Below are 15,425 nucleotides of genomic sequence, written 5' to 3'. Positions count from 1 at the left end.
GATTCCACAAATCAAATAGATAATATGACAATCCTTTTTCTGCCCCCGTCCGATATAATGGATGACAGCACAAGAGCTGTAAAGAGACGAAAGGGGAATGACGTACATGGACAGAAAGAATTTGTGGAACACATATGATGAAGCGCACCTGCAGGAACTGGAGGGTGTGACCGGCCGGTATCTGACATGCCTTGACCTGGGAAAGACGGAGCGGGAATGTGTACGCATCACGAAGGAGCTGGCGCAAAAAGCGGGCTATCGTGATATGAAGGACCTGATTGAGAGAAGGGAACCGGTAAAGGCAGGCGACAAGGTATATATGGACTATGCGGAAAAAGCCGTTGTACTTTTCCAGGCAGGCTCTGAGCCACTTGTAAACGGAATGAATATTCTCGGCGCGCATATCGACTCGCCGAGAATCGACATCAAACAGAACCCTCTGTATGAGGATGCTCAGATGGCATATCTCGATACCCATTATTACGGTGGAATCAAGAAATACCAGTGGGTTGCAATGCCGCTTGCACTACATGGGGTTGTCATAAAGAAGGACGGGACAAAGGTTGATATCGTCATCGGTGAACGGGAAGACGAACCGGCACTTGCCATAACAGACCTGCTGCCCCATCTTGCCTACGAGCAGATGGAGAAGAAGGCAGACAAGTTCCTGGATGCGGAGAAAATGGACCTTCTGATAGGAAACCGTCCGGTCAAGGGAGAAGAAAAAGAAGCGGTAAAAGCGCAGATTCTTCAGATATTAGATGAAACCTATGGGATAGAGGAAGGCGACTTCCTATCGGCAGAGCTTGAGGTTGTCCCGGCGGGCAGAGCAAGGGTGTGCGGACTTGACCGCAGCATGGTGATGGCATACGGCCAGGACGACAGGGTGTGTGCATTCACCTCTCTGCTCGCCATGCTATCAGAGAAAGAGGTCAAAAGAACCTCCTGCTGCATTCTGATTGACAAGGAGGAGATCGGCAGCGTCGGCGCAAGCGGCATGACTTCTAAATTTTTTGAAAATACAGTGGCAGAATACCTGTCTTTATGCGGACAGTATGATGAACTGACACTTCGCAGGACACTTTCTAAGTCTAAAATGCTATCCTCTGACGTGAGCGCCGCATTTGACCCTATGTTCGAGGAGGCCTTTGAAAAGAAAAATGCAGCGTATCTTGCACACGGGCCGGTATTCAACAAGTATACAGGAAAAGGAGGCAAGGGCGGCTCCAATGACGCCAATGCCGAATATATGGCAGAGCTTCGTGCTGTCATGGAGAGGAACAATGTACAGTTCCAGACAGCAGAGCTTGGCAGGGTAGACCTTGGCGGCGGCGGTACGATAGCCTATATCATGGCAGCGTACGGCATGGAAGTGATTGACAGCGGCGTGGCGGTACTCTCCATGCATGCCCCGTGGGAGATCGCAAGCAAAGCCGACATCTACGAAGCGGTGAGAGCATACGAAGCATTTTTAAAGGCAGAGTTTTAAAAACGGGCAATTGGTTAATCGTGATAAGAACGCAAGGCGTACAACCCCAGGCCATGGGTGCTGTACGCCTTTATTTATTCCCGCGAGCAACGAGCCAAAGTCAAGCCCGCTAGACCTTGGCGACTGCCGCGAGGGTCAAATACCCCGCGGCTCACAGCGCTGCAAATTTCATGCCCCGTTCTTTGCGGCGGGATATTTGACTTCCCGCTTACGGTTCTTCGTACTGGGTTTCTTCAGCGCTTCGGTCATCCCCTTGATGGAGGAAGAATACTTGAGGGGCGACATTCCGGTTGCCTTTTTGAACTGCTTGGAGAAATAGGGGAGAGAGCTGTAGGACAGGAAATATGCAATCTCCGTATAATTCATGCTGCCCTCACGGATGATTTCCTTGGCCCGCTCTATCTTCATCGTATTGAAGTAATCGATGGCCCCGCATCCTTCCTTATCATGAAACAGAGTCTGGAGGGCAGAGCGGCTGATAGAGAAGTCTTCACAGATGGCGGTGACCGTGAGGCGTTCGCAGACGTGGTAGCCCATGTACTGGATAATCTGATCAAGGAGCGTTTCATTCGCCATCTCCTTTTCCGGTGATGACCTGCGTACAAGGGTCTGGGCGTGCCCCGCGCTTTCCTGATGGTTCCGGCAGACGGTAATGAGGAACAGTTCTAAGTATTGAAGCACCATCTGCTGTGAAGCAAAAGGCGTCTCGCTTTTGATCTGGACCTGTTCCACGGAAGGAATGTGCATCGGCGTGGAAAACGTATCCCTTGCCTCTCTGATGATGAGTGATATCAGGGAGCGCTCCTGCATATCCAGGGTAAAGCTTTTATTGCAGAAGAAGGATATGGACGGAGATTCTGTCGTAAAGGACACCGCGATTAGGTTCGGCGAATTCTTCCCGATGGACCGTATGGCATGGAATTCATTCGGCTTATGGAAGATGATGTCTCCCGTGTTAAGCGTCAGCCAGTCGTCGTCGGAACGGACGGAGACGGTTCCTTTATCCACATAAAGAAATTCCCAGAAATCATGGGATTCCCCCTGAAAAATAAAATCCTTCATGTATTCAAAATAGTGGAGCGTGATAACGGAGTCTATTACAATATCGCGTTTGAGACGTGTTTTTATATAAGTCATGATACGTTCCTCCTTAAAAGTCATTCTAGCAGAATCAGGATAATATGACAATAATGGCAGACAATCCTGTAAGTAAAATTGTGCAGAAGCCAATATAATGGTAGAAAATGGTAAATATATATAGGCACTATTGCCAAAAGAGAGGGACGATATGACAAGTGTACGAGCAAATGATATGGAATTACGCCTGGATGAAGAAAGTCTTTGCTATACGTTCAGTAAAGGAGAAGAGAGCTGGAGCTGGAGAGAGGAAGCAAAGGCAAGGCTGGAATGTGAGGAGGGTACGGTCTGCTTTCAAGATGCAGCCCTGGTGACACATAAAGCCATCGAAACCGGTTTGGGGAACGGAATCCAGAGCCACTTTGAAGGATTTGAAGTAGATGGAATTAAAGTATCTTATTCGTTTGACACGATTGTCTGGATAGAAGCGGCTACCGGGGACGTGTTCTGTGAATGGATTCCGCTGTGCGAAGAAGGGCTTCGCGTAAAAGCTGTATACTGGCCGGGGGAGATGGAATTTGAAGAGAAGAAGGAGAGCTGGTACACGCTGTTGAACCACCAGCAGGGGCTGATGATTCCGAACGACTGGGCGACAGAGCTTACGTCTGTGGTATTCGACGGATTCTTCGGAACGGCAGGCGGTTACATGCCGTGGATAGCCCAGGTCAGGGACCGGGCAGGGTATATAGCAATCTGCACCACGCCGTGGAATGCAGGCTATAATGCGGAGCACCCGGCGGGGGGGCCGTACACCCACACGGGGATCCGGTTTGAGCCAAGCCTTGGTAAGATGGAATACCGCAGAATCGTGAGATATACTTTTTTGAATGACTGTGATTACAATGATATCTGCAAGGTATACCGGACCTACGTAAAAGAGCAGGGAAGGCTGCGGACCCTTACAGAAAAAGCGGCCAGGAACCCTTCGGTGGACAGGCTCATAGGGTGTGCTTTCGTACATAAGGGGATCAAGAACGCGGTACAGGAGGATTCCGATTTTTATGATCCGGAAGCGCCGGATAAGAACAACAGCCTGACGACCTTTGCGGCCAGGGAGAAGGAGATGCGCCGCCTGAAGGAGCTCGGGGTAGAGAAGCTTTATCTTCATCTGGACGGATGGGCGGAGCCGGGCTATGACAACCAGCACCCGGACTACTACCCGGCATGTGAAGCGGCAGGCGGATGGGCAGGCATGAAATCCCTTGCGGATACGATGCATGAGCTGGGATATCTGTTCGGTGTCCACGACCAGTACCGTGACTACTACCTGGCCTCCCCAAGCTACGACGAGCACTATGCATGCAGGCTGGCGGACGGTACGGTCCCTGCCCACCAGAGATGGGCGGGAGGCCCGCAGGCATTCCTGTGCGGTTCACAGGCACCTTTTTATGTAAAGCGTAATTTCTCAAGAATCAGGCGCCATGATATTCGATTAGACTGTGCCTATCTTGATGTGTTCACCTGCAATGAGGGGGATGAATGTGCGAACCCGTTCCACAGGATGACAAGGCGTGACTGCTGCGATTACCGGAACCAGTGCTTTGAATACCTTATGTCAGTGGGGCTGCTCCCAAGTTCGGAAGAGGTGAGCGACTGGTGCATCCCAAGCCTGGTATTCTGCCACTACGCGCCGTATGACTTTATGATGAGGGAGCCGGGCGCACCTAAGGAGGGGATTCCGGTACCGCTTTATAACCTTGTATACCACGACTGCATCATTGAGCCGTGGATGATGGAAAAGGTGAGTGAAAAAGAAGATTATATGCTATATGCGCTTTTAAACGGAGGAGCACCATATTTAATCAGGGAGGGAGCGTACCCGAACACGGACGGCTCCTTTGAAGTCGGGGCAGAGGTGGCGATAGAAGATAACATCAGGAGAAGCCGGATTGTCTCTGATTTGCATAAAAAGGTTGCAAAATGCGAGATGATACGGCATGAGATGGTCGATGGCGACTGCCAGGTACAAAGGACGTATTTTGCAGATGGGACGACAGTGACTGTCGATTTCAATAAGCAAGAGTATGTGATAGCCGGATAAAAAGGAGAGGATATTATGGGAACATGTGTGACTGTCGCGATTGCGGGGCTTGGCAGCAGAGGGCATGACGTATATGCCCAGGCGGCAAAAGTATACCCGGACAAAATGAAAATAGCTGCTGTGGCTGACACGGATCCGGCCAGGGTGGAATATGCGGCCAGGGAATTTGGCATTCCAAAGGAGTCCTGCTTTGCAAGTGCAGAGGACATGCTTCAGGCAGACCGTCTGGCGGATGTGATGTTTATTGCCACACAGGACAGGCAGCATGTGGGGCACGCGATTCCTGCACTGGAAAAGGGGTATCATCTTCTGCTGGAGAAGCCTGTTTCACCTGATCCGGAGGAGTTTGAAATACTTTCCAGAACAGCAAAGGAGTGTAAGCGCAATGTAATCGTCTGCCATGTACTCCGCTATACGCCGATATACAGAAAGGTGAAAGAATTGATAGAGGCAGGGGAAATCGGTGACGTCGTCTCCATTGCGGCAATAGAGAATGTAGGATGGTTCCATCAGGCCCACAGTTTCGTGCGGGGGAACTGGGCGGATGCAGACAAGACAAGCCCTATGATACTGCAGAAAAGCTGCCACGATATGGATCTGTATCTGTGGCTGGCGGGAAAGACGTGCAAGTCACTGTCCTCCTATGGGAATACGTACCTGTTTAAAGAGGAGCAGGCCCCGAGGGGCAGCACAAAGCGCTGCCTGGACGGCTGTGCGGCCAAGGAGGGCTGTCCCTTTGATGCGGAAGCGATTTACATGGACAATAAGCTGATTGGATACAACAGCGGCAACAGAATCTGGCCGCTTAATGTACTGGCACCTGGAGAACCGACCGAAGAAAAGATAAAGGAGGCTATCGAGACAGGACCCTACGGCAGATGCGTGTATCACTGTGACAACAATGTGGTGGACCACCAGGTGGTAAATCTGAACATGACAGACAATACGACCATGAGCTTTACCATGTGTGCATTTTCGGCGGATACTTCCAGGTACGCAAGGTTTATGGGTACGAAGGGTGAGCTGATTGTCAATATGGATGTCAATACATTTGACAGAAATGAAATAGTTATACGAAAATTCAATCCGCACATCACAGAGACACATGTGGATATCGCCTCTCTGTCTGATGATTTTTCAGGCCATGGGGGCGGTGATATGAAGATGGTAGAGGAATTTGTTGATATTGTAAGCGGACGGATACAAGAGAGTCCCAATGTAACCTCCCTGGATAGATCTCTGGAGAGCCATTACTGCGCTCTTGCAGCGGAAGAATCAAGAATCCGCGGCGGGGCAGTGATAGAGCTGGATACATTCTGCAGTCAATTCAGTATGTAGCTTCTTAGCCAAAGAAGCATCATATAAACCGGCCGGTTCCGGAATCGGTCGGAGAAACAAGAAAACCTACTAGAAAGAAGGAGGAAAGTTATGAGAAAGAACTTAAAAAAACTGGCAGCTCTTGGACTTGCATTTGTAATGGGGGCAGCTCTGCTGGCAGGCTGTGGAAACGGCAAAGGAGAGAGTTCAGGCAGTGGTGGCAAGACAAAATTAACATTTGGAATCTGGGACGAGAACCAGAGGCCCGCGATGGAGGCGCTCGTTGATGCATATGAAGCAGAGCATAAAGACGTGACCGTCGAAATACAGCTCACCCCATATAAGGGAAGTGAATACTGGACGAAGTTAGAGGCTTCAGCGACAGGCGGAAAGGCTCCGGATGTATTCTGGCTGAATGTGCTACATGTGGACTCTTATGTAGACGGCGGCATTCTGGCAGATCTGACAGATGCAATTGCCGATTCAGACATTCCGGACAATTATTCAGAGACGCTGATTGATAACTATGTGCGGGATGGCGCTAACTATGCAGTTCCAAAAGACTTTGATACCAATGCGCTCTGGTACAACAAAGAGATCTTTGACGCGGCAGGGGTGGCTTATCCGACGGATGATATGGACTATGAAGATCTAAAGGCGCTGGCCTTGGAATTACAGGCAGCAGGTCTTGAGGATGGGGTATATCCGTTTGCCTGCCCGGTCGATTTCCAGACATGGTATTACCAGACCATATATGCGAATGGCGGCTGGATATTGAATGACGATGCAACCGAGACAGGATACGCAGATGCTAAGACCCAGGAAGGCATCCAGTGCTGGATTGACTTTATCGAGGCAGGGCTTTCACCAAAGGCTTCAGCGCTGGCTGAGACTACGCCAGATGCTATGTTCTCGGGCGGCCAGCTTGCCATGAACTTCGCAGGCTCCTACATGGTACCGGAATATGCGGGTAACGATGCAATAGCAGATAAGGTTGACTGTGTAGAGATTCCTACCTTTAACGGGGTGGAAGACAACTGCATCAACGGACTTGGATACGCCGTATACGAAGGAAGCAAGAATAAGGATGCCGCTACAGAATTTGCAATCTGGCTTGGAAGCGAAGAGGCGATGAAGATCCAGGGCGAGACCGGCGTTGTCATCTCTGCAAGGACGGACGCACAGAAATATTTTGCAGAAGCAAACCCGGATTACAACCTTGCGGCATACACGAATCATGCAGACGAGGCATATCCGCTGCCTGTGTGCCTGAAGGCGGCAGAGCTGTATGATCTGGAATCCACATGGCTGACAAAAGCATATACAGGCGAAATGACGCTGGAAGATGCTTGTAAAGAACTGAAAACAGAAGCAGACGCACTGCTGGCAAAATAGAAAGTAGACAGGTGAGAGTATGGCTGGTGAAAAAGTAAAAGCAGGCATACCGAAGAGACGGGCAGGCAGCAGAGAGAAAAAAGACTGGGTAGCTGCGTATATATTTATCGCACCGGTCACTTTAGGGCTTCTCGTATTTTATATCTGGCCGTTTATTCAGAACGTCTGGTTTAGTTTTAATGAGGTCAGCAAATTTAATGTAGCTACTTTTGTCGGGCTGCAGAACTACATAGACATATTTAAGGATTCGGAAGTGTGGAGAACCTTTGGCAATACGCTCAAGTATGTTATCTTCACGGTGCCGATTGGAATCTTCCTATCCATCTTTCTGGCCGCGCTTTTGAATTCCAAGATAAGAGGAACCTCTATATACAGGACACTGTATTTTCTTCCGTCTGTAACGATGGCGGCAGCAGTATCTATGGTATGGAAGTGGATTTATAACGAGAAGATGGGTATCCTGAACAGCGTGATTGAGGGGCTTGGAGGAGAGGGCCATGGATGGCTTACGAATGGATCTACTGCGCTCTTTATGATAATGCTGGTAGGTATCTGGATGACAGTGGGATACAATATGATTATTCTGCTTGCCGGCATGCAGGGGATATCCCGGTCTTACTATGAAGCAGCATCCATTGATGGGGCCGGTACCTTTGCACAGTTTTTCAAGATTACCATACCAATGCTGACCCCGACAATATTTTTCGTCTTAATAACGTCCATTATCAGCGGATTCCAAGTGTTTGATGTCATCTACATGATGATAGGCAAGACGAATCCGGCATATGAAAATACGCAGACGGTTGTTATGCTGTTCTACCGTCAGGCATTCGATTATGGGCATAAAGGGTATGCTGCGGCGATATCGATTCTTATATTTGCCGTTATCATGATTGTGACAGTAATCCAGTTGATTGGCCAGAAAAAATGGGTCAACTACGAATAGGAAGGAGAAGTGCATGAAAAATAAAGCGAGTACCAAAAAAATCATTGTGCATGTGATTCTTCTTGCAGGTGTTGCAATCGTGGTATTTCCATTTATATGGATGGTACTTACATCCTTTAAGACGGCAGGTGAAGCAATGCAGATTCCGCCCACCTTCTTTCCAAAACAGTTCTTACTGGATGCGTACACACAGATAGTCACAGCACTGCCGTTTGCAAGAGTGTACCTGAACACAATCATATCTACGCTTGTTACGACAGCGGTACAGGTAACATTCTGCTCTATGGCTGCTTATGCATTTGCGCGGATTGAATTTCCGTTCAAAAATGCAATATTTATCCTGATTTTATCCGTACTTATGGTTCCGGGACAGATCTTCCTGATTCCACAGTACCTGATTATTCAGAAAGTCGGTCTTCTTGACACGATACCTGCGCTTTTTCTGCCGAACCTCTTCAGTGCATTTGGTACGTTCCTTCTGAGACAGTTCTTTATGTCTCTTCCAAAGGAACTTGAGGAGGCTGCGATACTGGACGGCTGCAACCGATTCCAGATATTTGGAAAGATTATGCTGCCGCTGGTGAAGCCGGGCATCGTGTCGCTGGTAATCTTTACGGCAAAATTTGCCTGGAATGACTTTATGTGGCCGCTGATCGTCAACACATCCCCGAAGATGATGACACTTGGTCCGGCGCTTGCCACCTTACAGGGGCAGTACACGACAAAGTATCCGATGCAGATGGCCGGTGCGGTCATGGCGGTCATTCCCATCATCGTATTGTTTTTCATCTTCCAGAGACAGTTTATCGAAGGTGTGGCACAGTCCGGTATCAAAGGCTAAAGAGTCGTTTATTTACATGGGAGTGGAGGGTAGAACCTTCTCTCCCATTTTCATAATACAGGAACCTTCTTTGTGAGATGACGGGTAATAGGGAGTATGAAGGGAGAAGCAGTATGGAGATGAGGAAAAAGACAATTGAGGAAATGATGAAAAGCGGTGAGATGTACAATTCATCAGACGATGCTCTGTATGAGGAACAATGGCGCCTCAATGATATCGTCTATGACTATAACCAGACCAGACCTTCCGACAGAGAGCGGCAGCAGAGGCTTCTTCATAATCTTCTGGGCGGCATTGGTGAGCACTGTGTGATAGAACCACCTCTGCGGGCAAGCTGGGGTAAGAATACCTACCTTGGAGATGACGTCTATGTCAACTTCAATCTGACGCTGGTCGATGATACGGATATCTGTATCGGTGACGGGGTCATGATTGGGCCAAACGTAACGATTGCCACAGCGGCGCATCCTCTCGACGCGGGCTTGAGAAGACAGGGGATGCAGATGAATCGCCCGGTTACGATAGGCAGCGGGGCATGGATCGGCGCAGGAGTAATAATCCTTCCGGGCGTGACGATTGGAGAGAATACCACAATCGGGGCCGGGAGCATAGTGACGAACGATATTCCCGCTGATGTGGTGGCATACGGAAATCCCTGCAGGGTGAGAAAAGAACTGTAATGACAGATAAGATGCCTTCATCTGGATCATATAGGAAACACTGTTGCGGAGTGCAGGTCTCTTTAGACCTCCTCCGTTTCATATTTTTTGAATATGCTGCTGAATAAAATGCAGGCCGTAAAAGAGAATACGGAGAAGCCGCAGATGCCGCTGAGCACGACGACAAGGGCAAAGGTCTTAGTGGAAAAGGTGCAGAGAAACACGATAAGCGCATGGCCTGCCAGCAGAAGAAACGTGTAAGGCAGGTGGGCAATAGCCATGAGCGCGGCATTTTTCAATGCCTGTCTGGTGGTGCAGACAAAGTGGGATATTACCGGGAAGATATAAACGAACATGGAGAATAATATACCGCATATGACCCAGAGCCCGGTACGGACAACTGCAAATAACACCGTGTCCTGAAAATTGATAATGTAAAAGTCCATGCCAAGGAATAGAGATACGGCAATTAGGAGCAGCCAGACAATGGTACTCTGCTTAAAGTTCTGCCGGAAGGATTTCCAGAAGTTCTGCCAGATATACGGGTCTTCCCCCCGCACCATCTTAAGGCTGACGTAATAAAGGGCACTGATGGACGCACCTATCGTAATGACAGGCACACAGCTCAGGATAAAGATCAAATTCAGAACGACTAAATCAAATATTTTGGCAATAAACTGCATAACCGCATTATCAGGGCTAAATAAACTTCTCATAGGTTCCCCTTCTTATCTTTGGATTTTATAACGCCCTAAACGGGCTGCATATAGATAGTATACCGAAAACGGCTGTTAAAAGCAACGTGACACTGATGAATATAGCAGGAATTTACTAAGGAAGGAATACGGGTATGGAACAGAAGCGCGAATCCGATATGACCAAAAAAGAAAAGAGACAGTTAGAAATCAGGAAGCTTAAGGCAATGAGTACCGGCGGTAAGATAGAATACATCTGGATGTACTACAAAGTATGGTTCGCGGCTGCACTGCTGGCTGCAGCGGCAGTCTATCTTGGGGTAGCTATATATCAGGGCAGCAAGACTAACGTAGTAGTAAGCGTGGTAATCGTCGGCGGCAATGCACAGGATACGGATAAGCTGGAACGGGAGATAAAAGAGTATCTTCATGCCGATGAAAAGCATGATATAGTGCGGATCCAGGCGAACATATCCGGGGAGGATGATACTTCCGCATCCGAGACGGCGCTCACGACTTTGATTGGTGCCAATTCCGTCGATGTGCTCATCTGCCCCGAGGAGGTATATGTTAAATATAAGGAGCAGGGCGGATTTGACGGTGATGCGCTTGTGCTTGCCAATAAAGGGGCAATAAAGGAACTGGTGGACGTACAGTACGATGAGATCTATGCGGGCATACCCGTCAATGCGCAGCATAAGCAGGCGGCGCGGAAGGTATTAGAATTATTAAATGACATTGACAATATGTGGAAATAGGTTTACACTAATAATAGTAACAATTATCGATATTGCATCGGAAAGGAGTACTATTATGGAGGAAAGTAAAAAATTGACGAATGAAGCAGGAGCACCGGTTGCAGAGAATGAACATTCGCTGACCGCGGGAGCGCGTGGGCCCGTGGCGCTGCAGGACGTCTGGCTGCTGGAGAAGCTGGCACATTTTGACAGGGAAGTGATACCGGAACGCCGGATGCATGCCAAAGGCTGGGGAGCTTATGGAAAACTGACCGTCACACACGACATCTCCCGGTGGACGAAAGCAAAAGTATTGCAGCCAGGTGCAATGACAGAACTTTTTGTTCGGTTTTCCACGGTGGCGGGTGAACGGGGGGCCGCGGATGCAGAACGTGATATTCGGGGAGTTGCGGTGAAATTCTATACCGAGGAGGGGAATTGGGACCTGGTGGGTAATAATACGCCGACCTTTTTCCTGCGGGATGTACATAACTTCCCGGATCTAAATCGCGCGGTTAAGAGAGATCCGAGAACCGGTATGCGCTCCGCACAAAATAACTGGGACTTCTGGACATTGCTGCCGGAGACGTTCCATCAGACGACAATCGTCATGTCGGACAGAGGCATACCCGCTACATTCCGGCATATGCATTTCTTTGGCGAACATACCTTTTCATTCTACAATGAAAAGAACGAGCGGGTGTGGTGCAAATTCCATTTCAAGACCCAGCAGGGCATTAAGAATCTGACAGACGAGGAAGCAGAAAAGATAGTGGCCAAGGACCGTGAGAGCCATGGACGTGACTTGTTTGAAGCGATTGAGAAAGGCGACTATCCGCGCTGGACCATGTATGTCCAGATTATGACAGAAGAACAGGCAAAGAACCACTACGAAAATCCTTTTGATATTACAAAAATATGGCGTCATGCGGAATACCCGCTGCATGAAGTAGGGGTGCTGGAACTTAACCGTAACCCGGAAAATTATTTTGCAGAGGTTGAACAGGCCGCATTTACTCCGGCCCATGTGGTGCCAGGCATCGGGTTTTCGCCGGATAAGTTCCTTCAGGGGCGCCTGTTTGTCTATGGGGACGCCCAGCGCTACCGCCTTGGCGTGAACTATAATCAGATACCGGTCAATAAGGCAAAGTGTGAAGTGCATGATTACCACCGGGACGGCTTCATGAGGACAGACGGCAACTACGGAGGGGCGCCGGCCTACAGTCCAAACAGCCTGGGTGAATGGGCGGCACAGCCTGAAGTGATGGAACCGCCGCTGGACCTTTCCGGGGCACTCTATGCGTATGACCCCCAGGATGATCCTACGGATAACTGCTTCAGAGCGGGCGGTGATTTGTGGCGTGTGATGACAGAAGATAAGCGGGCGCTGCTCATTGAAAATACGGCACGTAATATAGAACCGGTAAGCGATAATATCAAGTACCGCCATGCGGTCCACTGCTATTGGGCAGATGAAGCGTATGGCCGCAGGATTACAGAAGCCATGGGGCTGGATATGGAGAAGGTAGAAGAATTGTCCAAAGGAGACCATAAAGCTTTGGTGAAGGCGACAGTGCCGGCATAACTAATGCAATGTTTGGATGTAGTATTGTTGCATAATATGCAAAAAAATGGTAAACTTATCATGAAAAATATACAAAAAAGACTTTACAGAAAGGTTTACCATTAATATGACGCAGCCAGAAGAAAACCGGCACAAAGTCTCTAATACGAAAAGTGTCAGCAAGACACTTGCCATACTTTCCACATTTGATGAAACAGCACCCATGCAGCGGACATCTGATATAGCAATGAAGCTGGACATGAATATCAGCACGGTGTCCAGGCACCTTAACACAATGCTGGACTGGGGATTTTTAGAACGGGACGACTCCACGGGTTTCTATTATCCTGGGCTCGAAATCGTCGCTCTTGCGGGAGCGGCCTTACAGAATAATGATGTGTTCCGCCATGCCTTCCCAGAGCTTCAGAGACTCTCGTATAAATACGATGTACACGGTCATATGGGGATTCCACGTAAGACAGAGGTTGCCCATCTGATCAGCAGCTCTTCTGAGAGGACGATGGAGCTTTTCATACCGATGGGGCATCGCCAGCCGATGTATTGCTCGGCCATGGGCCGCGCTTTGCTGGCTTATATGGCACCTGCCAAGGCGGAGGATATACTGAAGAACAGTAATCTGCAGAAGCGGACTCCGGATACATTGACAGACCATTGGGAAATCAGACAAGAATTGATCCGCACGAAACAGAGAGGGTACTGCCTTCTTCTGAATGAACTCACGGAAGGCAAAGGTTCCATAGCCGCGCCGGTATTTGACAGGCACCGTAATGTGATAGCCGCTGTCAGCGTTTCGGCAGGCGTCCACAGCATCAGCCAGCCGCAGCGGGAGAGGGAACTTGCGAAAGCGGTGATGCACGTAGCAAGCAAGATATCAGGGAAACTGGGGTATTACCCAAAATAGCCATACCAGCAATAGAAAGCAAGAGGCAGGCAGACGACAATCGTCTGCCTGCCTCTTGCTTTCTGTTTTTTTTGTTGCATGATATGCAATTCTATTTGCAGTATATAAAACATCAATTCACACTTTAAAATCATATTTCGCCGGCGGGAAAAGAAAGCGCCGTCTATTGCTATTTTGCGCCGTGCATCTGTATAATACAGGCAAGTTAAAGCATGGAGGAGGAGAAGGACCATGAATACAAAAAAACGCTTCATCTACATTCTGCTAGGGCCCATTATATTTGCCCTGTCAGCCCTGCTGCTTAAAGATGCCCTCACGCTTCGGGGTGCACAGGCAGTAGGTACTGCGTTTTGGCTAATCTTCTGGTGGATAACACGTCCCGTACATATTACGGTTACTGGTATCATGCCGGTTGTCGTCAACGCATTATTTAATATCGTCCCCATGGCATCGGTCACTGCACAATACGCATCTGACAGTATCATCCTGATCTTCGGCTCGACACTGATATGCCTGCCCTGGGCGGCATGCGGGCTGGACCGGAGAGTTGCGCTTAAGGCGCTGTCCCTGATCGGACCATCCATGAAGTCGCAGATTACGGTCTGGCTCCTTGCAAGCATTGTGCTTTCCATGGCGCTTCCAAACGTAATGGTCTGTGCTTTATTCACACCGATTGCAGTGGCGATGCTCTCAGCAGCCGGTTATGAAGATATTCCAAATTGTGCCCCTGCCGTACCTATCTTACTTGCCATTGGATGGGGAGTCAGCCTGGGTGGGTCCGGCACACCGCTTGGGGGAGCGATGAACCTTGTCGCAATCTCCTATCTGGAGGAATTTACCGGACATGAGTTCATGTACATAGACTGGGTGGTACGAGTATTGCCTTATCTTGTCATCGCTGCGATTGTCCTGCTGATTAGTATGCTGCTGATGCCGATGAAAGTCAAAAGATTAGATGGCACGAAGGAATACTTTGTAGAGAGCTACCGGGAACTTGGACCTATGAAGAGAGATGAAAAGATCTGTTCTGTACTTTTCATAACTGCCATGTTAGCCGCCTTTACACGCCCTTTGTATGCGGACATCTTACCTGGCCTTGCGCCGGCCTATGTATATCTTACGCTTGGCTGCCTCTGCTTCTTTATCACGGCAGCGGACAAAGGATTCCTGCTGAAATGGGAGACGGCCCAGAAAGGGATGATGTGGGGGATGATGATTCTCTTCGCAGGCGGTATGGCGCTCGGAAAGCTGATCAACGACTCTGGTGCAACGGCCCGGATTGCGGATATCGTGTCCAACCTGGCTCTGGATGGGGGACTGCTGACGGTCGTAGTCTTAGTCTTCTTTACACGTATGATATCCGAGGTGACTAACGGTACGACGGCCGCTGCCGTGTCTGTTCCGATTGTATTCGGCTTTACAAGCGAGCTCGGACTGAATCCGATACCTTACTGGTTCATTACCACACTTGCTTATAACGCGGAATTCCTGCTGCCGTTAAGTGTTCGTGCAATTCCAGTCGCTTACGGGCTGGATGCAAATAAGATGCTGAAATACGGTACCCCTATGACCATCATAAGCATGGTCGTCGTAGTTATCTTCGGCTATGCAGCCCTTAAGCTGTGGCCGATGTTCGGTGAACTGCCGTATCTAATTAATTAGTAAGTTATAAAAAAATAAAA

The 15,425-nt window shown here is 49.1% G+C and carries 13 protein-coding genes; 11 read left to right on the top strand and 2 right to left on the bottom strand.

Annotation, left to right across the window (positions count from 1 at the left end; genetic code table 11):
* Positions 1 to 106 precede the first annotated feature (106 nt).
* Positions 107 to 1,489: an aminopeptidase gene (locus HJV72_RS15845; RefSeq protein ID WP_208072411.1), complete on the top strand. Its 1,383-nt coding sequence runs from the start codon at positions 107 to 109 to the stop codon at positions 1,487 to 1,489.
* Positions 1,490 to 1,657: 168 nt separating this feature from the next.
* Here HJV72_RS15845 and HJV72_RS15840 read toward each other — a convergent pair whose 3' ends face one another.
* Positions 1,658 to 2,626 (bottom strand): AraC family transcriptional regulator, encoded by a 969-nt coding sequence (locus HJV72_RS15840; protein WP_208072409.1) that lies wholly within the window; start codon positions 2,624 to 2,626, stop codon positions 1,658 to 1,660.
* Positions 2,627 to 2,777: 151 nt separating this feature from the next.
* Here HJV72_RS15840 and HJV72_RS15835 point away from each other — a divergent pair, with 151 nt between their 5' ends.
* The 6 genes from HJV72_RS15835 to HJV72_RS15810 all read left to right on the top strand — a co-directional run bounded on the left by HJV72_RS15835 (position 2,778) and on the right by HJV72_RS15810 (position 9,846).
* Positions 2,778 to 4,667, top strand: a complete 1,890-nt coding sequence (locus HJV72_RS15835; protein WP_208072407.1) for a DUF5696 domain-containing protein — start codon at positions 2,778 to 2,780, stop codon at positions 4,665 to 4,667.
* A gap of 15 nt (positions 4,668 to 4,682) precedes the next feature.
* A complete protein-coding gene (locus HJV72_RS15830; RefSeq protein WP_208072405.1) occupies positions 4,683 to 6,005 on the top strand; it encodes a Gfo/Idh/MocA family protein in 1,323 nt (440 codons plus the stop codon).
* Between the two features lie 90 nt (positions 6,006 to 6,095).
* A complete protein-coding gene (locus tag HJV72_RS15825) occupies positions 6,096 to 7,379 on the top strand; it encodes an ABC transporter substrate-binding protein (protein WP_208072404.1) in 1,284 nt (427 codons plus the stop codon).
* A 19-nt stretch (positions 7,380 to 7,398) separates the two neighbouring features.
* Positions 7,399 to 8,325 (top strand): carbohydrate ABC transporter permease, encoded by a 927-nt coding sequence (locus HJV72_RS15820; RefSeq protein ID WP_208072402.1) that lies wholly within the window; start codon positions 7,399 to 7,401, stop codon positions 8,323 to 8,325.
* Between the two features lie 13 nt (positions 8,326 to 8,338).
* Entirely contained in the window at positions 8,339 to 9,166 is an 828-nt protein-coding gene (locus tag HJV72_RS15815) for a carbohydrate ABC transporter permease (RefSeq protein ID WP_208072400.1), read from the top strand.
* A 113-nt stretch (positions 9,167 to 9,279) separates the two neighbouring features.
* Complete coding sequence (locus HJV72_RS15810; RefSeq protein WP_243765672.1) at positions 9,280 to 9,846, top strand: sugar O-acetyltransferase; 567 nt, start codon at positions 9,280 to 9,282, stop codon at positions 9,844 to 9,846.
* Between the two features lie 62 nt (positions 9,847 to 9,908).
* Here the strand turns inward: HJV72_RS15810 and HJV72_RS15805 are convergent, their stop codons facing one another.
* Positions 9,909 to 10,541, bottom strand: a complete 633-nt coding sequence (locus tag HJV72_RS15805; protein ID WP_208072398.1) for a YesL family protein — start codon at positions 10,539 to 10,541, stop codon at positions 9,909 to 9,911.
* A 134-nt stretch (positions 10,542 to 10,675) separates the two neighbouring features.
* On the opposite strand from HJV72_RS15805, the gene HJV72_RS15800 reads away from it, so the two are divergent.
* The 4 genes from HJV72_RS15800 (at position 10,676) to HJV72_RS15785 (ending at position 15,405) form a co-directional block, all read left to right on the top strand.
* Complete coding sequence (locus HJV72_RS15800) at positions 10,676 to 11,278, top strand: hypothetical protein (protein ID WP_208072396.1); 603 nt, start codon at positions 10,676 to 10,678, stop codon at positions 11,276 to 11,278.
* Positions 11,279 to 11,333: 55 nt separating this feature from the next.
* Positions 11,334 to 12,842: a catalase gene (locus HJV72_RS15795; RefSeq protein WP_208072394.1), complete on the top strand. Its 1,509-nt coding sequence runs from the start codon at positions 11,334 to 11,336 to the stop codon at positions 12,840 to 12,842.
* Between the two features lie 106 nt (positions 12,843 to 12,948).
* The gene (locus HJV72_RS15790; protein WP_208072393.1) at positions 12,949 to 13,743 is read left to right on the top strand and encodes an IclR family transcriptional regulator; all 795 of its coding nucleotides are present in this window, start codon (positions 12,949 to 12,951) and stop codon (positions 13,741 to 13,743) included.
* 231 nt (positions 13,744 to 13,974) lie between these two features.
* Positions 13,975 to 15,405 (top strand): SLC13 family permease, encoded by a 1,431-nt coding sequence (locus HJV72_RS15785; protein WP_208072391.1) that lies wholly within the window; start codon positions 13,975 to 13,977, stop codon positions 15,403 to 15,405.
* Positions 15,406 to 15,425: the final 20 nt, after the last annotated feature.

Source organism: Extibacter sp. GGCC_0201, assembly GCF_017566055.1.
Taxonomy (GTDB): domain Bacteria; phylum Bacillota; class Clostridia; order Lachnospirales; family Lachnospiraceae; genus Extibacter.
Note: the sequence above shows the minus strand (reverse complement) of the source record. Positions and strands in the feature narration are given on the sequence as shown.